Annotated in this window: 19 protein-coding genes; 7 read left to right on the top strand and 12 right to left on the bottom strand. The window is 46.7% G+C overall.

Annotation, left to right across the window (positions count from 1 at the left end; translation table 11 throughout):
• Positions 1 to 207 precede the first annotated feature (207 nt).
• The 3 genes from J7439_RS20335 (at position 208) to J7439_RS20325 (ending at position 2,712) form a co-directional block, all read left to right on the top strand.
• A complete protein-coding gene (locus J7439_RS20335) occupies positions 208 to 1,197 on the top strand; it encodes an ETS domain-containing protein (RefSeq protein ID WP_209203817.1) in 990 nt (329 codons plus the stop codon).
• Positions 1,198 to 1,389: 192 nt separating this feature from the next.
• On the top strand, positions 1,390 to 2,241 hold the full coding sequence (locus tag J7439_RS20330) for an alpha/beta hydrolase family protein (protein ID WP_209203815.1): 852 nt from the start codon (positions 1,390 to 1,392) through the stop codon (positions 2,239 to 2,241).
• Between the two features lie 63 nt (positions 2,242 to 2,304).
• Positions 2,305 to 2,712 carry a hypothetical protein gene (locus J7439_RS20325; RefSeq protein WP_209203813.1) on the top strand — a complete coding sequence of 136 codons (408 nt, stop codon included), beginning with the start codon at positions 2,305 to 2,307 and terminating at the stop codon, positions 2,710 to 2,712.
• Positions 2,713 to 2,862: 150 nt separating this feature from the next.
• Here the strand turns inward: J7439_RS20325 and J7439_RS27565 are convergent, their stop codons facing one another.
• From J7439_RS27565 to J7439_RS20305, 4 genes are all read right to left on the bottom strand, one after another.
• A complete protein-coding gene (locus tag J7439_RS27565) occupies positions 2,863 to 3,138 on the bottom strand; it encodes a hypothetical protein (RefSeq protein WP_286198453.1) in 276 nt (91 codons plus the stop codon).
• 86 nt (positions 3,139 to 3,224) lie between these two features.
• Positions 3,225 to 4,277, bottom strand: coding sequence for an aldo/keto reductase (locus J7439_RS20315; protein ID WP_209203808.1), 1,053 nt, complete (start codon positions 4,275 to 4,277; stop codon positions 3,225 to 3,227).
• A gap of 105 nt (positions 4,278 to 4,382) precedes the next feature.
• Positions 4,383 to 4,637, bottom strand: coding sequence for a DUF3081 family protein (locus J7439_RS20310; RefSeq protein WP_163372621.1), 255 nt, complete (start codon positions 4,635 to 4,637; stop codon positions 4,383 to 4,385).
• A 34-nt stretch (positions 4,638 to 4,671) separates the two neighbouring features.
• Positions 4,672 to 5,127 carry a DUF3429 domain-containing protein gene (locus J7439_RS20305; protein WP_209203806.1) on the bottom strand — a complete coding sequence of 152 codons (456 nt, stop codon included), beginning with the start codon at positions 5,125 to 5,127 and terminating at the stop codon, positions 4,672 to 4,674.
• Between the two features lie 357 nt (positions 5,128 to 5,484).
• Between J7439_RS20305 and J7439_RS20300 the strand changes: the two genes are divergently transcribed.
• Together J7439_RS20300 and J7439_RS20295 are read left to right on the top strand one after the other, a co-directional pair.
• The gene (locus J7439_RS20300) at positions 5,485 to 6,081 is read left to right on the top strand and encodes an HNH endonuclease (RefSeq protein ID WP_209203804.1); all 597 of its coding nucleotides are present in this window, start codon (positions 5,485 to 5,487) and stop codon (positions 6,079 to 6,081) included.
• Positions 6,082 to 6,163: 82 nt separating this feature from the next.
• Entirely contained in the window at positions 6,164 to 6,475 is a 312-nt protein-coding gene (locus tag J7439_RS20295) for a TusE/DsrC/DsvC family sulfur relay protein (protein ID WP_209203802.1), read from the top strand.
• Positions 6,476 to 6,611: 136 nt separating this feature from the next.
• Here the strand turns inward: J7439_RS20295 and J7439_RS20290 are convergent, their stop codons facing one another.
• From J7439_RS20290 to J7439_RS20270, 5 genes are all read right to left on the bottom strand, one after another.
• Positions 6,612 to 8,003, bottom strand: coding sequence for an NAD(P)/FAD-dependent oxidoreductase (locus J7439_RS20290; RefSeq protein WP_209203801.1), 1,392 nt, complete (start codon positions 8,001 to 8,003; stop codon positions 6,612 to 6,614).
• A gap of 132 nt (positions 8,004 to 8,135) precedes the next feature.
• Complete coding sequence (locus J7439_RS20285) at positions 8,136 to 10,202, bottom strand: hypothetical protein (RefSeq protein WP_209203799.1); 2,067 nt, start codon at positions 10,200 to 10,202, stop codon at positions 8,136 to 8,138.
• Positions 10,203 to 10,347: 145 nt separating this feature from the next.
• On the bottom strand, positions 10,348 to 11,841 hold the full coding sequence (locus J7439_RS20280; RefSeq protein ID WP_209203797.1) for an ATP-binding protein: 1,494 nt from the start codon (positions 11,839 to 11,841) through the stop codon (positions 10,348 to 10,350).
• Complete coding sequence (locus J7439_RS20275) at positions 11,783 to 12,640, bottom strand: hypothetical protein (protein ID WP_209203795.1); 858 nt, start codon at positions 12,638 to 12,640, stop codon at positions 11,783 to 11,785. Before J7439_RS20275 ends, J7439_RS20280 begins: the two co-directional genes overlap by 59 nt.
• Positions 12,641 to 12,690: 50 nt before the next feature.
• A complete protein-coding gene (locus J7439_RS20270; protein ID WP_209203793.1) occupies positions 12,691 to 12,876 on the bottom strand; it encodes a hypothetical protein in 186 nt (61 codons plus the stop codon).
• A 294-nt stretch (positions 12,877 to 13,170) separates the two neighbouring features.
• Between J7439_RS20270 and J7439_RS20265 the strand changes: the two genes are divergently transcribed.
• Complete coding sequence (locus tag J7439_RS20265) at positions 13,171 to 14,151, top strand: hypothetical protein (RefSeq protein WP_209203791.1); 981 nt, start codon at positions 13,171 to 13,173, stop codon at positions 14,149 to 14,151.
• A gap of 32 nt (positions 14,152 to 14,183) precedes the next feature.
• Here the strand turns inward: J7439_RS20265 and J7439_RS20260 are convergent, their stop codons facing one another.
• Positions 14,184 to 16,373, bottom strand: a complete 2,190-nt coding sequence (locus J7439_RS20260; RefSeq protein ID WP_209203790.1) for an ATP-binding protein — start codon at positions 16,371 to 16,373, stop codon at positions 14,184 to 14,186.
• A 303-nt stretch (positions 16,374 to 16,676) separates the two neighbouring features.
• Positions 16,677 to 17,663, bottom strand: a complete 987-nt coding sequence (locus tag J7439_RS20255) for a hypothetical protein (RefSeq protein WP_209203788.1) — start codon at positions 17,661 to 17,663, stop codon at positions 16,677 to 16,679.
• Between the two features lie 250 nt (positions 17,664 to 17,913).
• Between J7439_RS20255 and J7439_RS20250 the strand changes: the two genes are divergently transcribed.
• A complete protein-coding gene (locus J7439_RS20250; protein WP_209203786.1) occupies positions 17,914 to 18,885 on the top strand; it encodes a hypothetical protein in 972 nt (323 codons plus the stop codon).
• A gap of 167 nt (positions 18,886 to 19,052) precedes the next feature.
• On the opposite strand, the gene J7439_RS20245 is transcribed toward J7439_RS20250, so the two are convergent.
• The gene (locus J7439_RS20245) at positions 19,053 to 20,204 is read right to left on the bottom strand and encodes a carbohydrate porin (RefSeq protein ID WP_209203785.1); all 1,152 of its coding nucleotides are present in this window, start codon (positions 20,202 to 20,204) and stop codon (positions 19,053 to 19,055) included.
• Positions 20,205 to 20,497: the final 293 nt, after the last annotated feature.

Here is a 20,497-nt window from a genome sequence, read left to right as displayed (position 1 = left end):
CGCGAGACTGCACTTGCCTTAAGCTAGTGGTTGTCATCAGCAGGCGTCTTTACCGCCAGTCAAATGTAGGTTCTCCCACAGGGGACTTTCACCCCATCAGTTCATGCCCATGCCGGGCGTACCAAAAAAGATGACTCAAAGATGGAACTTTTAGCCATATAACATTGACAAAGAGAAAGACTAAAAAAACACAGGGTGAAATTTATTATGAGCAACCCGATATGTGCCAACAATACATTAAATAAAATATCCAACCCTAACGATGATCAACTTCACCAAAGATATTCCACAACGGTACGGTATAAAGAAAAACACCCGAGATACACCCCTTACACCACCACACGTCAAATATGTACAAATGACCACTTCAACTCAAGACAACATCAAACCAACTTGTCACAGAGACAGATGGAGATTAATTACCAACCTCTTAACCATTTGAACCCTCCTTATTTCTTACAAAACACTTATGATGATAACCCAGGGGTAAGAAGTAACATCTTTGAAACTATGCCCCCCTTTGAAACTATGCACCCCTATTTTTCTGATGCTGGCATAATAAGCCAGCCACAGTCTTATGAAGAACCTAATAAACCAGCATATAACTCTACGTCCACCAATATTAGAAATACTCAGCTTACCCATAAAGAACCAGATACGGACTATTTCACAGGTATTAGAAAAAATCCGGAGAGTCCGGTGGTTGTAAATTCAGGAGCCAGAGCAGAAAGCACTGAACAGGTAAAGGGTCTACTCCCCTTTCCCCATACTCAATATAGCCAGAGAGTTGGTTACTTCCAGATGGAAAGATATACCTTCTACGATCAACATCAATTAAGTAAGCCAAAATCTGATAAAAAAAAGAGAAAGATAAATAACGAAAATTCTCTCTGGAAATTTATATTACATAATATTATTAACAATCGAGATAGCTCCATTTCTTGGGTAAATATCAGACAAGGCATCTTTGAATTTAAAGATCTCGACAAATTTTCAGAGCAATGGACCACTCACAGAAAAAGAACAACTCCCATTATCTTTGAAAATATTGCAAGATCAATCAGGAATTATTATACCACAGGCATAATGACTAAATTTGATCAGTATGGCACCCACCTGCCAAGACAGCATTATCGCTTTAATCTATCGAATCCTGTTGTTGCTGATTATTTTAAAACCATAGGACTCATGCCTTGAGCAAAGTCAAACCAGGAGCCCCCTCGTAGGCTTGCTCACGGCCTCACCGGGAATGGAACTGCCCTGATCAACCGCCAGACATCGTGAAACCCAGGTTTCCTTATTTCTTCCCAACCCATGAATCCTTGACACTGACCACCAGTGACGGCAACACTGGACTGCTTTTAGTTATAACCCCACAAAGACGTATTTATGAAAATAACAACAATCATTATCAAAACCCCGGATGGCTATCACCTTGCCGGTACCGAGTTTCTGCCTGAACAAGCCAATGGGATTGGTGTAATTATCAATGGTGCCACCGGTGTTTTGCGCAGGTATTACCAGGATTATGCCGAGTTCTTATGCCAACAGGGCTTTACAGTGCTGAGCTATGAGTTTCGGGGGATTGGTGAGAGCCAGCCGGTCCACAGCGATGCCCCGGCTCCCAGCATGCTCCACTGGGGGCAACGGGATATGGATGCGGTACTGACTGACTTTATCCAGCGCCACCCACAACTGACCGTGAAAGGCATTGGTCACTCCGTGGGTGGCCAGCTGTTGGGCGTTTTGCCGGATAATAACCGCTACTGCGGATTTTTAAACATCGCATCACAGCATATTTACTGGAAGCACTGGCCAATGAAAGACCGACCATTAACTGTGGCGTTTTTCTTTGGTGTACTACCACTGTTCTATACCCTGACGGGCGGTTTACCTAAATGGGTATTAGGTGCAGAGTACTTGCCCCGACAGGTTGCCCGGGACTGGAGCCGTTTTGGTCGCAGAAAGGCCTATATTGCTGACCCCGAAGGACGGCCATTACGGGAAGGTTTTCAGGAATACACCGGCAAGATGCGCTTTTACGGCATGGCCGATGACCGACGTTTTGCACCACCGACAACAGTTTATCAGCTTGAGAAGCTATTCAGTAACGCAGACAGTCATGTCAGAATTCTGAAGCCCGGGGATTACCGGATGAAATCCATTGACCACTTCGGATTTTTCAAAAAAAGCATGAACCGACAGGCATGGCAAGAGAGTGCCGAGTGGTTACTGGAGTAAATGCGGTAACGAAACGCCTACAGGCCCGAAAGGTATAAAACGATTTTCTCACTGAGCAATAGAATGATGCATGAAAAGTTGCTATTACCGACATTACTGCTCGTTTTCTCTTCTGCAACAGCCAGTGAGTTAAAGCCCTTTGTCAGTGATGGCTGCAGCCTGTTTCCAAATGGCACATTGTCCCAGCCTGATCAATGGTTGCACTGTTGTGTCAGTCATGATTTTACTTACTGGCAGGGCGGCACCGAAGAAGGCCGATTACATTCAGACCAGGCATTGCGACAGTGTCTCAGAGACGCTGGCCATCCCCGGATTGGCGCTTTAATGTATGCCGGTGTTCGGATTGGCGGCAGTCCATTATGGCCCACACCGTTCCGCTGGGGATTTGGCTGGGAGTATCCACGTTTTTATCGCCCATTGTCTGCAGAGGAGCTTGATCAGGTTGAAACCCTTTCCCGACAGATGGAGTAATGGGAAAGGAGTAAACCGCTCCACCTGCCCTCGGTAAATTTGGACGCAGGTAACGAAGAAAGCCTGCTGCCTTTTTCCACCAGCGTTCAGGGCGTTTCCTGCCTGCGATCACTATCTTTTGTGACAACCTGATCAGTGTTAGCATGGTGTTCATGAATAAGCATTGAACAGGGATTCACCATGCTCAAAATGGAAAAAAAATGCCAGCAGTGTCAGGCAAAAACCGATGAAGTTGACCTGGCATTTATCTGTTCCTTTGAATGTACCTTCTGCTCCACCTGTTCTGACCATCACGACTTTATCTGCCCAAACTGCAGCGGAGAACTGCTGCAACGACCAAGACGAACCCGAACGCCTCTGGATGTCAGCCTGGACCGGGTTAAAAAGAAACTGTTTGGAAAGTAAGCAGCTCTCTTTGCTGGACAATTGCTTGCAGAAAAATCAAGACAGCCAACAGGTTCCGGTATTTGAACATTGTTGGCTGGGAGAAACACCCTCAGCGATCGATTGCTTTAAAAAGGCACCGGGTATTGACGGAATACAGCATTGATCTCGCCCAACACCTCTTTTGATAATTTCAGCTGGTAAGCATCAATATTTTCCTTAAGCTGCGCCAGTGAACTGGCTCCGATAATCGTCGATGTTACACCCTCTGTTTGATATACCCAGGCCAGTGCCATTTGCGCCAGAGACAACCCATGACGCTCTGCTACCCCATGATAGCCTTCAATCGCCTTGTGAGTCACAGGGGTATTGCGGAAGAGACCATTTCTCTGCTGAAAAGACCAGCGGGAACCCGACGGAATCTGTCCATCTCGGTACTTGCCAGACAGCACGCCGCCGCCAAGTGGCGACCAGGGCAGATAAGCGACATCATTTAATACACAGGACTCCAATACATAGGGTGAGTCCTTGGCATGTATTAAGCTGAACTCGTTCTGGATAGATACCATCCTGGGCAGATCATACTTCTCGCTCAACCGCACATACTCACCAATGCCCCAGGGCGTATCATCGGAAAGGCCACAATAACGGATCTTCCCCGCTTTAATGCAATCATCCAGCCCTTGAAGAATATCCACCATTTCCGCTTCCTGCCGCGCTTGATCCACCTGGGTATGGGGAACCATTCCTGGCCAGTGTCTGGCAAAATGGGGAGTGACCCGGTTTGGCCAGTGCAGCTGGTAAAGATCAATACAGTCTGTATTCAGGCGTTTCAGAGAACCTTCCACAGCTTCTTTTATACGCTGACCACTGATTGGGCTGCCATTGCGTATCCACGGCAGTCCCGCACCGACAATTTTCGTGGCAATGACAACCTCATCACGCTTGCCCGGACTGGCCCGGATCCATTCACCAATGCAGCGCTCAGTTTCACCACTGGTCTGTTCATCAGGGGGAACCGGATACATCTCGGCCGTATCGATAAAGTTAATTCCCTGGTCCAGCGCAAAGTCAATCTGCTCTAACGCCTCATTCAGAGAATTCTGCTTTCCCCAGGTCATGGATCCCAGACAAACCTCTGTCACCTGCAGTTCACTGCATCCCAGTTTAATTTTTTTCATTGACCGACTCCCCGGTATTTTTAAGGGTTAATGCGCATTACAGTAATAGAAAAACACAATCAGGAGAATAATCAAATCAACACTGACTGATCCTTGAACAGCAAACTATTGCTCAGCAATGCGATAAAGCAGCTTGATAAAGGCGTCTGTACTTTTCTGGCTGGGGGACTCAATCCCGAATTTATTATGAAAATAGATGGACAGCTGACAATCCCTATTGCCCAGCATTACGGTATAGCCATCATCCATTGACTTTGCGGTAACACCTTCCAGGAAGTAGCCCCCGGCCACCTGCTCACCCTTGTCCAGAATTCGGGCAAATGCCAAAAGGCACTTTTGAATATCGATATGTTGATCCACTGACTGACTCCTTTAGAAAAGCAAGGCTCCCCGCTTACGTCATTTTCAGGGAGGCATAGAGAAAACAGTGCAATATAAACACCACAAGGGTAACAGTTGCTCTCATGGACAGGTAAGACTTTACCCGCCCATCGGCCAAAGGCTCTGTATGAACGCACTCAATAATCAGTGTTGCCAGATAGCTGATGGCAAGTAGCACCAGCATCTGATGATTCGCCAGTCTTGCCATAAGCCCTCCGAATACCGAGAGTGCAATGACATTACTGGCCAGTACTTTAAAAATGTTTCTGGATTGATTCTCACTGTAGACGGCCTGCCCCCATAAAGAACCGGCCATAAAGCTGCTGATAACAACGGAATAAATAATGAACAGTTGTTCCCCTGTGTTATCAAACAGAGACTGGTCCCTGATGGATAGAGACAGCGTAATAATGAAAGGCATTATCCCAAGCCAGGCGAGCCAGTACATGAGTCGTTGAAAGCGATCCACCGGGTTCTCCTTTGGTCTCACAGTTTGATCTCACAGTGATGTCTGAACATTCCACCTCACAGGTATAGGGCTTATTTGCCAGGGAAGCACAGCTATGCCTTACCTGTACGAATGGTCAGATTGACTGGATCAGGTCATATCATTGCTTCGGGTTTATTAATGCTGAATGAATGTGTTAGCCTGAAATGGATACGAATCAGAATAATAGAGCCAATAAAATGATTAACCAAACGGCCTTTATGGTCGTAGCAGCCTGCCCGGTTACAGAGGACTCTGCTCAGCGAATTCGTTGATCGTGAGTTTGAATGGCCCGTCAGGTTGACCTTTATCAGGGACTGATAAACGGGAGCCTCTGTCGTGTATATTCTGCGGTTGAATACTGCTGGCCAGCCTGTTGAGTGGCTTACCTGGCAGGAAACAGTATGCCTCTACTCAAGAGAGTTGGTTCACTGGAGCCTGGGAGATATTATTTACCGGATCCATGGCGGCTATAACCGATGGCATGGAGATCGAACGATTATCGAACTCCCCAGTATCGTTGCCTGTGGCGGTAAACGGCTTTTTCCCTGCCGAAACAATCCTGCCCTTAGCAATTACTCGCTGTTTGAAAGAGACAATCATCAATGCCTGTATTGTGGCCGTTTCTTCAAAACAAGGGAGCTTACCCGGGATCATATTGTGCCAAAATCCAAAGGAGGCGTTGACGACTGGATGAACGTTGTTGCTGCTTGCCGACGCTGCAACCAGTTTAAAGGTGACAAACTGCTGGAAAACTCCGGGATGTCACTGATCGCCCTGCCCTATCGCCCCAATGCTGCCGAATATCTTGCCCTGGTCAACAGCCAGCGAATCCTGCCGGATCAGGCGGACTATCTCAGAACCCAGTTTTCCAAAAACTGTCGCTGGAAAAGCCGTAATCGCAATACCCTATCCGGCATATTGCAACCCATTTAAATCGCCAGCTGAAGCCCCTGTCTATGTGCAGGGCTCCGGTGTAAACTCCCCGCCCTGTTCAATTTTTGTAGTGGAATCAGCAATGCCCCTGAATCTCGACAACGATGGCTACCTGGCCAACCTTGACGAATGGAATACAGAAGCTGCCACAGAGCTGGCGGCGCTTGAGGGTATAGTGCTCACTGAAGCACACTGGGAAGTGATTTATGCGCTGCGAGGGTTCTATCAACAATATGAACTGGCCCCTAACCAGCGGCCTTTTGTTAAGCACATTGCCAATACCCTTGGCAAAGACAAAGGGAACAGCCTCTATCTAATGACGCTTTTTCCTGAAAGTCCGGCCAGAGTTGCTGCCCGAATTGCCGGACTGCCCCGTCCTACCAACTGCTTTTGACCGTCAAAGAAGCCATTCTGCCGGGAAATAGAAGGAATACTCAGGAATATGGACAGATGGAAACCAAACCACGACATGGGGTCCTGCTGATTGATGACAGTTACTCCAGCTACTACTCAACAGGACTCGGACGGTTCTATTTTTCCGGGCTTACCTGCAATTGATCTACATCTTCCTTGAGTCTTGTAAAGCCAACGGCTTTCACAGCCTCCAGATAACCGGGATCACTTTCGCTCTTGCCCTGAAGCAGGTTGGCGGCAATTCTTCCGTAGGTCATGGCACCTTTGGCACCGACTCCGGACATTCCCGCCATCACCACGAAGTTGCTGTCCATTTCACCGGATGGCGCGACCAGCTGGGAAACAATGGGTACTTCGGTACTGGTCAGGCTGTAGACACAGGAAACCTCGTCAACCAGTTGCAGATCCTCATCGTTCACCGGCACCCCATTCATACGTAAATACCGACCGGTGTTCTCAATGCTCCAGCGAATCTCCTCCTCAGACAACTCTTGGTGCCAGACATCCTCCAGACTGTTGATGTCGCTGCGCTGAAAGTGGCCGCCGATCTTGATGACCGGATTATCGTCTGCATCCGAATATTCAAACATGGAATAAAAACTACCCTGCCGGGTGTCAGCGTAGCTGTTAATCACCGGATAGGCACGTTTTAGTTGACTGCGGGCGTGATCATCAAGTTGATGATACTTTTCCGGACTGATCTGCATGAAAGCTAGAAATACCCGCTTTGGGGTGATCAGTTTATCCATGTAGGGTGCCAGCTCAGTTAACAATGGGCCAGTGTGAGGGCCCGCAGCACTGACGATCTGACTGGCTGTCAATCTCATTTCAGAACCTTGCGAATCTTTGCTGGCAATAAGGTAGTGGTTACCCTGCCGTTGAATACCGCTAACAGAAGCATTGTAAACAATTGTGCCCCCTTTCAGCTTAATGGCCCTGTGCAGCAGTGAAATAAGTGCTTCAGGATTAAGGGTGCCTGAGTGCTCATTGAATTCACGATGCAGAAAAACCCCCTCCGGCAGCTGGACACCAAACATCTCCATTCCCTCCTCCGGCGTTTGAGCTAATTTGTAGTCCACCTTTTGTCGTTCAGAGGAAGTAACAATGGCATCAGCCGCTTTCAGCGGCCTCATATAATTGACGGGTGTTGTTTGGTAGACAGCAGACATCGAGGTGTCGTAGCCCTGATTACCGAGATAGGCGACCAGTGTTGCTGTTTCCTGAACCGAACGGTTGTGGAGGTAAGACCACAGATCTCTGCCCAGGTTGTTGCTTCTGGCAATTCGGGTCAGCCCTTTGCTGGAACCCTGACTGTATTCTCTATCCTGTTTTTCCAGCAGGATAACCTCTTTGCCGTCCCGGGCCAGCTGCCAGGCTGCGGCGCTACCCATCAGTCCACCGCCGATAACAACAACAGCATAGTGCTTTTCAGCGGTTGTACCCATAGCCTGGAGCTGACCACTGAAGAAGACAAATATCGATGTGAGTACTACAGAGAATGCTGTCATATTTCCTCCATGAAACTGAATTCAAGGTCGTTAGTTATGTTTTTTGTTTTTGACAACCCGGCCAGCAAAAGGTTCCATCGACGGGCACTTATTTTGCTGTAGTCAGCACTCTCCCCCAGATGGATATCAGCGTTAATTCCCCGCCATTACCACTTTGCAGACCCCATAAAGCGGAGCGACAAACTGAGCGTACCGTACAAACTCCCAGACAGTCGGCTGCCAGCTTCTCAGTTCAACTTGCGGCGGAGTTGTGACGGTAATATCCAGACTTTTGAGGGAAAAACTGCGTGATTCATATCGCCCCGGGCTGAACAACCCCCATAATGCATACCATTGGCAATCCGGAGCAGCAGGCTCTGATGCGCAGGGCTGGAAGTAGAACGGCATATTTTTCAGATTCATGGTTACTTTAAACGTGTATCTGCTATCAGGAGCCAGATAATCTTCGTAGCTCAACGTTTCAGGGGAGAATAACAGTCGCCCCGGATAATAAATGAGTCCGGGTAAATAAGTCCGGTAAATTGCAGCGCCGGTTCCATAATCGAAACTGAGTTGGTAGCGTGTCGAAGCTCTGAGGGTATCACTGGCCCCGTTATCTGGCACGGGGTCCACCAGCAGCTGGATATGGTCATCAAAATAGGCGGTGGATTTCAGCCGCTCTCCCAGCCAGGAGGATTCGTAAAGTTGCACCCTGATCAGTGGTGATGTTTCGGCAGACATGGTGGATAACGACAGGTCTTTGAAGGTGTGACTTGCCGTGTCTTCGACGATTAATCCACAAGGATAGCCCCTGGATTGATAGCCCCCGTTCAGATCAAATGCGCCCCCCCACACAATGGCTGACGACATATCACCGTCAGGGAACCGGAGAGTATTGGGTGGGCTGGATGGAATTCGCCGATCGGTGAACACCTCAAAACTGACATTATCGAAACCGTTCGGGCGACATTGCAGGGATGCAGGCTTCCACAGATTATTATTGCGTGTGTGAATTTGGTAGGCATTCTTTGGGTCATTAATATTCAGCGTTGCTTTCAGCCGAACCGAAGGCGAGCGTAAATTGCTGACCGACAGCTGCCCTTCTTCACCATGTATCAGGTCATCACCATTGGCCGGGCAAAAAATGCTGACCGACAGCTGCTCTTTTTCACCAGGTAACAGGTCATAACCATTGGCCAGACGCGTGATAACCCCGGGTCGGCCAGGACTCAAGTCAGGCGAGTCTTTTTTCACAAATTTCACGTCATAGACCAGTTTGCCCATGCCACAGGGGCTGCGTCCCACTTGGGCAACATCGGCGTAGCAACTTCGGGCAACGTCCCAGCAATTCCTGGTATCGGACTGACGTCGATTTTGTCCGGTGGGCGTTTGTTGATCACATACCCGGTAAGTCCCACAGATAGCCGAATCCTTAATCAGTCGGCAATCTTCCCAATGCCAGACAAGGTCAATCGGGTAGTCCAAAATGCCCTTATACTCCGGAGCCGGAAGGTCACGCAGCCATTGGACGGCCCGTTCAGGGTCTGTTTCTTTCAATGCATGCCAGGCGGCTTCATCCAACGGATCCGGATAACGAGTCCAGGAGTACCCGGCCCTGCCACACTGCAGGTACTCATGTCGTACATTGCGGCTTTGATCCAATGGCAAAATCTTTCCGGGACAGGCAAGGCTGATCCGTGGTCCTGAATAGAAGGGGAACAGGTTCTTTTCAACACACCGGTTCTCAGGGCGGGGCGGAGTGCCCCTGTCCATAACGGGTTGGCCGTTTCTTGCCGGTGAACCACGACGGTCTGCAGTGCGGGGACGTTCATCGTCACGGTAAGCAGGATGACCACTGGTCAGCGTAGCCATCCACCCGGGTTCAGGTGGTGGCGGTAAATAAGGGGGTGCAGAGGGTACATTAACCGACGGCCCCAGCCCCATTGTTGAAGGAGTTACCGAGGACGGAGAATGGGGGGAGGCATTCACCGGTGTTATACATCTGTTCGCCAGGGCCAGAAAAATAAACGCCTGAGCAGGAGAAGATACGATCTTGCGCGTGATCTTATGAAGAGCACTAACAGTCCCATACGCGCAATTCAGCACCGGGCTTAGCCAATTTGCAGGGGAAACCGGTACTTCTGATGAGTTGGCGGATGAGTTGGCGGATGTTGCAATCTCTGGTTGAGAAATGGCGGGACTGGCAGTAGTGGTTAACATGGTCAATTCTTCATGACAGTATTTCACGTGATCTCAAGAGGATGTGCCAATTATGATTTTCTGACACATCCAACATGTAATTCTGACCATAGGGAAAGGATTTAGTTCACTGCCAAATGAGGAATGCTCTGAACAGTTAAAGTCATTACGAAAAATCTGAGAACATATTCTTCAGCCGGTCAGTGGTACGAATCTTTTTCTGTTGCTCAGAAAAAAAGTTGTCTTCATAATGATTCATTACCTTTTCTATAAATAATAAGCGATCATTGGTTTTCACAACCAGCTTCAAGCCTTCATCGTGAACTCTTTGAATAACGTTGAAGAACTGCTCAATTTTTACCCCGCACCTCAATTTACTGCCGGTCATATCGCACTCCAGAAAAACCGCCTGATGCTTTGTATTGGATAAATCGCTTAAATAGAAATCAGGCATTAGCTTTTGGCCTCCGGGCAAAAAGCAGGGATCCACCTCACGGATCTGCTCCACCGGGATACTGAGTTTTATGGCAATCTCATCCAATGATTCCGCCTGTTCAGTAATCACGCCTGCCGCTTTGTCCCCTTGATAGTGACTCAGTTGCAATAATGCATCATCAGTCTGGACTTCAAGGCTATCCCACCATCGGGAACGTCGACTGTCTCCCTGTAGATCGTTCAGGTAACAAAAGTTATGGGCAGTTTCGGTCAAGGGATCAATAATGCCGAAATGTTTTTTATCGATATGGACAGGATAATTTGAACTGACCATGATAGCTTTGTTTTCAGCCATAACATGTTTCATGGTTTTCGCCAGAAACATTTTGGTGATGCCGAACTGACATTTGGTAACATCATCCACTATCACCAAATCCTTACCGGCAAGCATTTCGTCAACCTTTCTATTCCATTGTTTATCATCACTGCCGAGGTCCAGATACAGGCAACCTACTCTTTCATCGCTTATATAGAGGGTGTTGACGCCATAGTGAGCTGCTTTTTTGGCAACGGCTACACAAAGATGCGTTTTTCCTATTCCCGCTGACCCGGTCAGAAATAGCCCCACAGGTTTTTTGGGCAGAGTTTCATCCAGGTTATTAATCACAGCGTGTGTGAACTTCAGGGCAGTCTGTTTCATCAGGTCCTGCTGTGATGAGCCGGTTTCAAAATTCTCGAAGTCGGCAGCAAGATTTTCAATGGAGAACGGTTCACCATGATCCACCGGTTTTGGTTTCAGAACCGGTGTGACAGGCAACGGCAGTTGTTGATGCCAGGCTTTATCATTTGAAAAAAAATGTGTCCAGCGCTCAGCTCTGAAGCGCATTCCACAGGTAAGGCCAACAATGGGAGATTTATAGCTCAGGGTATGATCAGTCCAATCTGCATAACCCATTTCCCCCTTTGCAATAGCAGCAATTGTATCCGTACACTGTGGTTGATTATAGCCATCAATCAGGAGGTTTTTGACTTGCTCGAACGTTTTCGGTTCAGCAAACTTATCTGGACCAAATCCCAGATAGAGATTTTGTTCGCTGCTGTTTTGTCCGGTGCATATCAGGTTAAAACCCATGGCACTGCCGGTTTTGTGTTTCGCACTGTAGCTCTTAACGCCCTGAATATAGATAATATCCCCCCTTTCTGATATCCAGGTCTCCCGCTTCAATGCCCGTTGGATTCGAGATAGGCTCCCCGAACGAAAAAAAGCCAAACAAGCCGCCATAGAGAGGGTTGATCATATCGAACGGTTTTAAAACGCCAGAGGGAAGTGACATATCTTCACACGCATCTTGAGCCATTGTTTCACTGTTGCAGAAAAGCGAACATGCAATTCTTAACGTTGAAACCGGCGAACCAAACAGGCGATTGAATTCATCAGTGCCAAGAATGGTTTCAATGGCTCGATACTGACAGGCCAGTAAGGTCGTGGCACAGTCCGCAGTGGTAGGGCCATGAAAAAAAGCACTCAGACACTCACTTGGTGTTTGTCCGTTACTGGTTGCTACAAAGCTGGACTTGCATCTTTCGTCAAAATACTTCGGTAGTGAGTGAAAACCAAGGGACGAAACGTTGATCAGATCTGGAAGATCACGGACTTGATAGTCCTCAGGGTAAAAGACCCCAAGGCTTTTGTTTACCTCCAATGGTGGCGGTCTAAATCTTCTTTGTATCGGTCCCATTCGATTGTCACATGTTACCTTCACAGGTGGGTAATACTTCGTCTTGACTGAACCCCGTTTATCGTAAGGTGTATTGCTGTGCTGGAGCCAGTGAATCGTTTCATTGGTTAATTGCTCATCCAGGGGCGCATTGCTGTTACTTTTCGGGAAATATTCCTGAGGAGGAGTGATCATTTCTACAGCCTGAAAATGAATTCTTAAAGTACTGTTATCTTCGCGAAAAGACGCTTTGGTACCTGGTAAACAGGCGGCTGGATTACCTTTGGTAATTCTGAAATCACTCATCTCCTTACTTATTGCCACGGGCCTCTGCCCATCAGAATCAGGAATTTTTTTCAGGCCTTCATCAGCGCTCCCGTTCTGGCATGGTTTTTTTGGGTTAGGGGGTGATCACCACTTAAGGTATGACCACAAAAAGTCGGAGGGTTGCTATTTTGAGTAGCCGTTTCTCTCCCCCTGGATTCTTGATTTTGGGATTCAAGACGAACGCCTGATTGATAGGTGGTGAGTGTAGTATCCATACTTAATTGACCTTTGTGATTTATATTAATCCGTTAAAAGTTGGCGTTTAAATTCATATAATTAATAGCCAAAGTGTAATAATCACTACAGCATTAATTATCATTCCTGCATAAATCATAAATAGCAGGTTGGTTCTAATAAACGAGCCTGCATACAGCTTGGATCAGCAATTGGCTAAAAAGTTCCAACTTTTTTCTGTCAGATTGGTCTACAATAACCGCGCCGAATGAATTGCCTGCTGAGGATGGAATAGCTTCAAGCCTACGGTAAAAATAATTGACGAGGATTAAAAATTGGATATCAGATCTGACGGTAACACACCACCCATATTTAATGAACGATCCACGGAAGCACCACCCCCATATCAAAGAGCTGCAAGAGAAAATTTTTTGAACGCCTTAGACTTTCTTCCCCGGGATATAGCCTGTGTAGAAGCTAAGGAAATTATTAAACACCTGCTAGATAAGTATCAGATCAGTATTAGTGAATTAGTTGGCGCTGGTTCTGGCCCGCATTTATCTGAACGTAGTGTGAGTGTCCCAACAAGATTATCCCCAATCAGACAACTGATGCAAGCAGATGGAAATACTGATTTATTAAAAGGTTTAAACACACTGGTAGAGGGATTTAACGAAGAAGTATCTGAATTTGAGAAAATAAACGATAGTAAAAAGCAAAAGGAAATTACTGCCAAGGCTCACGGCCTGACCAGAATAGCCACTCAGCTCAATAAAAGATTCTTTCACCATTATGATTACAGACCTAATTTCCCACAATCCACACTGGATATATTCAAGCTTGTTACGATGACCCCCTCTGATTTCAGCCGATGTTCCAAAGCGATCTATCGATTGTTCGAGAGTACTGGTCAGTGCAGCAAAACCGAGGTGCCTACTGATCATCAAAAAAAGGCACTTACTGACTTTTGTGACAATCTACTCAAATCAACAGCTCATGAGAACTATGCCGACAAGAAAGATATTGAATATGGACGTAAGAACTATGCCGACCAAAGAGATATTCAATTTGTAAAAGAGGAGCTGGAGAATGGGTATTATCCGGAATATTCTTCCAATACGGTAGCTAACTTCTGCTCTACCGTTCTTCTGTTTACCCGGGACGTAAAAGTTTTCCGAGATATTCTGGATGCATTATTTACATTGTATCAATTCACACCATCCAAAGCGCCACTGAAGGAGATTCCAGAGGATCTTAATAAAACAATTAATGAATACGCCATAAAAGCAGATGGGTTTGAAAGTTATCGTCAGTAATCGGCGTTCCAACTTTTTTCTGACAGGTTGGTCTATATTGAGCGCGTCGTAATGAAGTCTGGAAACATATGCTTTAGCCGGTCAATAATTCCCGGGGTGTTCTCTTGCCCCCAAATATTTTCATCCAGAAATTTCTGCACATCTTTTAAAAACAGTAGGCGTTTATCGGTTTTGACAACCAGCTTCAAGCCTTCGTTATGTACTCTCTGAACAACATGTAAGAACTGCTCGATTTTATTTCTACAATAGTGAGATTCATCACCCTTGATACGACACTCCATAAAAACAGCCTGATGCCGTGCCTTGGATAAATCGCTGAAATAGTAATCGGGGCTTATACAACGGCTTCCAGACAAATGATAGCGACCCACACGACGGATCTGGCACACCGGAATACTGAGTTTTTTAGCGATATCGTCCATTGATACAGATTGCTCTGTAAGCACGGCCGCCGCTTTGCTGCCTTGATACTGACCCAGTCGCGATAATGCGTCAGCTGAGTTGACTTCAGGATTGTGCCACCATTGGGAACGGTAATTGCGTCCCTGCAATTCACTCAGGTAAAAAAAGTTATGGGCAGTTTCAGTTAAAGGGTCAACAAAGCCAGGCGTTGCATTTTTGACAGGAATAAGGTGATTTGAGCTGACCATGATGGCGTTGTTACCCGTCATCACATGTTCCATTATTTTCGCCAGAAATAGTTGGGTACACCCGGACTCACGGTTGGCATCATCGAATACCACCAAATCCTTACCGGCAAGGATTTCGTCAACATTTTTATACCATCGTTTTAGATCACCGCCAAAATCCTGCAAGAGGCTACCTGCTTTTGCTTCGTTTATATACAGGGTGTTGACACCATATTCGGCTGCCTTTCTGGCAACCGCCACACAAAGATGGGTTTTCCCTATTCCCGGCTGTCCGGTCAGGAATAGACCCATGGGCTTTTTCTTGTGCGGTGTCCCATTCAGATTATTAATCACGGAGTGAGTGAACTTCAGGGCAGTCTGCTTCATCAGGTCCTGCTGTGATGAGGCGGATTCAAAATGTTCGAAATCATCAACAAGATTTTCACTGGGGAACGGTGAACCATGATCCACCGGCTTTGGTTCCCTGGCCGATGGTAAAGGCAACAGTGGTTGCTGATGCCAGGCTTGATCGTAATGTGCCGTAAAGCTTTTCCAACGAAAAAGACTGAAGCGAAGCGCACACTTGATACCACCAATAGAATGGTCATCAGGCACGATGTGGTCGACCCACTGAGCATAATCCGTTTCCCCCCGCTTGATAGCACGGAGTGTCTCAGTACTCGGTGGTTTGTTATAACCATCAATCAACATACGTTTGATCTGGTCATAGGTTTTCGGCTCAACGAAGCTATCCGGACCAAACCCCAGATAGAGATTGTGTCCACTGCTGTTTTGCCCGGTGCATATCAGATTATAACCCATATAATCACCGGTTTTGTGCTTTGCGCTGTAGCTGTCAACGCCCAGGATATAGAGGATATCGCCCTTATTGATATCCGACTCGGACAGCTTTTTCACCGGATCAGAGGAAGGTTTTTTCACATACAGAAGATCGTCAAACAGCTTATAAAGAGGGTTGTTAACATCGATCGGAGCAGTATTGCTGCTGCCATTATAAAGCCAGCGGGCAATTCTGAATTTTGAGACCGGTGAACCAAAGATTCTGTTGAACTTGCTGGTGCCAATGATGGTTTCGATGGCTCGATACTGACAGGCCAGCATGGCTGTGGCACAGTCCGCTATGGTAGGTCCATGAAAAAAAGCCTCAAGAGACTCACTTGGGGTATGTTTGTTACCCTTTGCAACAAAGCTGGCTTTGAATTCCGGGTCAAAATATTCCGGTAGAGAGTGCATCCCGTAGAGCTTGCTTTTAGACAGTTTGGGAAGTTCACGAACCTGATAATCCTCAGGATAAAAAATTCCCAGAGATTTTTTTTGTGGTTTCAGCCGTTGCTTTGAAGCATCATCTTCCGTCACTGAATAAGAGTCTCGTTCAGCGTAGGGTGTGTTAATGAGCTGGAGCCAGTGGATAATGCTGTTGGCGAATTGCTCAGCCAGGGGCCCATGGCTGAAACGTTCCGGGTAGTCTGTGTGAGAAACCTTTATCCTGCCTATAGCGCTGAGATGATTGAGAAAAACGGGATCATCAATACAGTCAGGGGACGCTTTTGTAACTGGCTTCCCAGAGGCCATAAACGCCACCAGGGCAATTTTATAGTCACATATTTCCCTTTTTTCCCTTTCCAACAAACTGCAGCAGAAACCCGCTTGTGTTTTCAGACTGTCTTGAGCGGCCCTCATCTCAGCCCTGACATTATTGGGAGTGGCTTGAACACCCCCTGAATAGTAACTCGTAAAGACAGGATAGGGGCTATCAACCTCAGCTATTACACAAGGTATAGGATAGGATTTTACTAGCGAAAAACCTGAAGGGTGAAAGCAGGCAATTGCTGTGTGCATAACTCAGATGTCCTGTTGTAGTTGAGTTTTCTACGGTCAACGTTTGGCTGCTTGAGGTAGCCCAGCCCTAAGATGATACGAGCCTTTACTGTTTAAACTATTAGCCTCACCAATACGTGCAAGAATCTTCTGGGCTGACAAACCGTGCTGCTCACTCCCGGTTGAGCTGGCATCTGATGTCTTTTCAACAGGAACAGCTGATGGAGCTGGTCCTAACATATTCCTCAGATATGCCACCTTTTCACCATCACTCCTGTTGCTGTGTATCGTTTTGTGAAAGATGTTGTGAGTATCGGTTAAAATTTCAGCGGTTCTGTCAATGATATATTTTTCTCTTTCGATCTTCAGATAGGGAACATAAGCATATTCAGCTGGCTTTGTGTATCTTTCGTTTATTAAAGGTTCCGGAATTTCAAAACATTTAAAGCTTATTGGTATCCATTTCGGAACGTCCTCAAAACATCCGTCATAAAAATAACTCAACGCCTCAAACACAGTATCAATATGGACCTGATCTCTTTTACTTAATTCGTACAGACACTCATTAACCTTCCGGCTTTGCACAAAAAAACATTTCGCTATTCCTCCTGTGACGGCGGAATCCTTCCATCTCATCAGACCCATTGCATTGTCAATATCATCCTGGGAAAGTCCATATTCACGCATTTTCACCCTGACTGACGAACAGAAACGAGTAGAGTCGTAACTATCTTGACCATTCACTACAAATACCGGGCAAATCGGGGCATTAGCCAACTCAAGCTCAACGTGTTGCCGGATCAAGTCAGCAACGGCCAAATGCACAGGTAAGACCGAACTTGCATCCGGTTCTGCATCTATCCCTATTTGCAGCGTATCTTCCTTTTTACTTTGGCACAGTTGATGTGCATCTAACTCAGCCGGGGGTATTTGCCTGACACCCCTTGGCCCAAAACTTGCCTCTGGTGAAAAAGGTTCAGAAGCATCCGGTAATTGGCTTGCCAGGGAAAGAGCATTGAATTGAACTGGGAATTCAGAGTTCATCCAGCCGAACCTTTATTATTGATTGTTTCAATACATCCTTAGACTCCCCGTATTCAATTAAGTTCTCCGACATTACAAAATGAAAATCATTCTCTAGAATCAGCTGAAAGAGAAATAGAAGGACTCTGTGAGTATTTCATGACGTGCTTGCAATCGGTACTGACCCGGTTGTTATACCTGTCCGGCGGCGGTTGCAATATATTGGATAACTCGAATAACTACTCACTCCATCAGAAAAGGTAAAATTTTTATGGAACCAGCAGCTCTGCAACAGCAAATGGGCGGATCTTTAATTCGCGCATCAAATGCCGCATTTGGCATAGAGAGCCCGGACGGGCATGTATATACCGCAGATGACAAACAGGCGGCATTAGGCCGGCATACTGTCAAAAAACTCAATATATCAACAAGCTATCTTGCAGGCATGGCCGCTAAGGGTGGTATTTCAGGTGCCTTGGGTGGTATTGCTGGCGTTACCTTTGTTGGTCTTACCAGAACCATTGGAGAGTTCTCATGGAAACCTGTGGCCATAGCGGGAGCAGCGGGTGCAACACTGAACGTATTGAGAGCCATCGCCAATGCCAGGCCCATGACACCACTGGAGCATGCCAGCCAGGAACTGGAACAGGCCAAGTTAGATGAAGCCTATCTGCTCAATCATCCGCTGGATCAGCCTGACCATGAATACAGCAGCGATGACTTTTTTGTTATCAAATATATGACGAATAGATACCAGGATTCCTGGAAGTCACTCTGGCTATTATGGGCAGGTATTCACACCCCCTATCACCAGAGTAACCTTAATAAAAGCATGAATGAGTTCAGCACTGTGTTAGAAAGTGAATATGGCGTGAAGAAGGAGGATATTAGCAACGTTGTTGGCAGTATGGGGGATATCGACTCCCCGGAAGCTGCAACAGAACTTCCTGATTTCAAACGATTGATGACGAAGTTTCCTGTCCCGGCAAAAGACCAGGAAGATCTGGCCAGACTGATGTTTATCTTTAACCGCATCATTATGGAAAGTCTGGACAAAACCCGGAGTCACCCGGTCAGTGAACTCTACCAGGACCTGCTCAAGACCAGGTACTGCCAATACAGGGAGCGCCTTGAACAGGATAAGATCCGATTGCAAGAAGATATTTGTATTTTGCGGGGAGTGAATAGAAACCACCCGGCTCCGGTATCAGGGCCTTCTGCAACCGGAACTGCTGAAAGCTAGTACGCAATTTCGATGAGTCGGGTGTCGGCTCCTTGTATACGCTGACCTGTGAAAGGCTTGTTTTCTGGAATCGCTACAGTCCGGGGATTGTGGGAAGAAGTCCGGTCGTCAAAAAGGCTCTTTGCCGGAGCAAGGAGCCTTTGGGTTAGCTTTAAGCGTATTGGTGCTTAGAAGTAGTAGTTGAAGCGGGTACGGAAGGCGGTGGTTTGTTCGTCTATACCACTTTCACCATATGCATTTTCAGTATCAGAATAAGATAGTGCAAACGTTACAGTAGCGTTGTTGAAGTCCATGATCGGCATGGTGTAAGCAGTGTAAACCGCGTAAGACTTAGCGTCTTCGGCATCAGCCTTATTGGTGTACTTGTTAACAGCGTAGGAAGTACCCAGACCAAAAGCGTTCTTATAAACGATGTTGGTGTTAAAGGTGTGCGCTTCCCAAGCGTCTTTAGCATCTTGCATCGCGATGCTGGTGTTCCAAACAAGATCACCAAACGTCATGGTAGTGGTAGCAGCCAGACCGTAACGGTTCGCAAGCTCCAGAACTTCACCAGCATTAATTCCATCGCCATCAACTGTGACAGAGTCGCCACTCACTTCATATTCACCACCGAAGCTGACACTGAAGGCACCATCATCGCTCAAATAGTTAACGGCTGGACGAACCATGAAACTGTTGTTGTCAGAATCTAAAGTATCGTTATCCCCATCAACATATTCTCTGGAAGCACCAAGCAAATCTGCTGTATTGCCGTAAACTGTGGAAACTTCGGCTGTCCAGTTGCCCATTTCACTCATAATACGAGCCTGACCAGCGGCATCACGGCGACCACGGGCTTCTTTCGCCATATAGTAGTAAATGCCCTTGCCAATGCCATCACCACCATCAGCGTAGAACAGTGCAACGTCTTTACCCAGCGGGAACAGGTTCATAGCTTCGTAACGACCAATCTGGAATGCCCAGCTGTCTTCTCGGCCAAACATGAAATAAGCGTCGTCTACTCTAACAGAACCGTCGGTACGTACCAGAGGTTCAATCTTTGCAGAGAGATAAGCGCCGTCTTCACGGGCAGTTTTCCACTCAACCATCAGTTTGATGCGGGAGTCATCATTGAGTTGAGTAATAGTTTCGCCTTTCTTATCGTGATTAATGGGATCTCGGTTTACATAGTCGGCATTAATACCGTTCTCGTTTTTAAACACATCAAAGTTAATCTCAGCATCACCACCAATGGTCAAAGAACCATCCGGAGAAGTCCAGGCCGCGTTAGCCGCAGATGTAGCGAGAAGAATTGCAGTAGCAAGCAGTGTCTTTTTCACAGCTGTATTCCTGTTGTCCTTACGACAAGATGAGGGGAAATATTGGATTTTGGGAAAGCTGCCTGATTGACAAGGTGTTCAGTATGTTGACTGTACTGTTCACATGCAGCAGCCAGAACCTTTCAGACTTGATCAAAATCTTCCATCCAAAAACTGCGCGCATTGTATCCAGTGCAAACTTACAAAAACTTGACCCAGCTCAACATCTTGCAAATGTTTCATAAGAAAACAGTTAAATAACAAGGATTATTGGTTTTTTTAGTTGCTCTTATGGAAGAGTTACATCGCTTTTC

It is taken from the genome of Salinisphaera sp. G21_0 (genome assembly GCF_017744115.1).
Classification (GTDB): Bacteria; Pseudomonadota; Gammaproteobacteria; order Pseudomonadales; family Endozoicomonadaceae; genus Endozoicomonas.
Note: the sequence above shows the minus strand (reverse complement) of the source record. Positions and strands in the feature narration are given on the sequence as shown.

Excerpts from the sequence above, each read along its gene's own strand:
- J7439_RS20330 (WP_209203815.1), top strand. The coding sequence starts at position 1,390 with ATGAAAATAACAACAATCATTATCAAAACCCCGGATGGCTATCACCTT.
- J7439_RS20335 (WP_209203817.1), top strand. The coding sequence starts at position 208 with ATGAGCAACCCGATATGTGCCAACAATACATTAAATAAAATATCCAAC.
- J7439_RS20295 (WP_209203802.1), top strand. The coding sequence starts at position 6,164 with ATGCCCCTGAATCTCGACAACGATGGCTACCTGGCCAACCTTGACGAA.
- J7439_RS20325 (WP_209203813.1), top strand. The coding sequence starts at position 2,305 with ATGATGCATGAAAAGTTGCTATTACCGACATTACTGCTCGTTTTCTCT.
- J7439_RS20285 (WP_209203799.1), bottom strand. The coding sequence starts at position 10,202 with ATGTTAACCACTACTGCCAGTCCCGCCATTTCTCAACCAGAGATTGCA.
- J7439_RS20255 (WP_209203788.1), bottom strand. The coding sequence starts at position 17,663 with ATGAACTCTGAATTCCCAGTTCAATTCAATGCTCTTTCCCTGGCAAGC.
- J7439_RS20260 (WP_209203790.1), bottom strand. The coding sequence starts at position 16,373 with ATGGCCTCTGGGAAGCCAGTTACAAAAGCGTCCCCTGACTGTATTGAT.
- J7439_RS20315 (WP_209203808.1), bottom strand. The coding sequence starts at position 4,277 with ATGAAAAAAATTAAACTGGGATGCAGTGAACTGCAGGTGACAGAGGTT.
- J7439_RS20275 (WP_209203795.1), bottom strand. The coding sequence starts at position 12,640 with ATGAGTGATTTCAGAATTACCAAAGGTAATCCAGCCGCCTGTTTACCA.
- J7439_RS20290 (WP_209203801.1), bottom strand. The coding sequence starts at position 8,003 with ATGACAGCATTCTCTGTAGTACTCACATCGATATTTGTCTTCTTCAGT.
- J7439_RS20250 (WP_209203786.1), top strand. The coding sequence starts at position 17,914 with ATGGAACCAGCAGCTCTGCAACAGCAAATGGGCGGATCTTTAATTCGC.
- J7439_RS20270 (WP_209203793.1), bottom strand. The coding sequence starts at position 12,876 with ATGGATACTACACTCACCACCTATCAATCAGGCGTTCGTCTTGAATCC.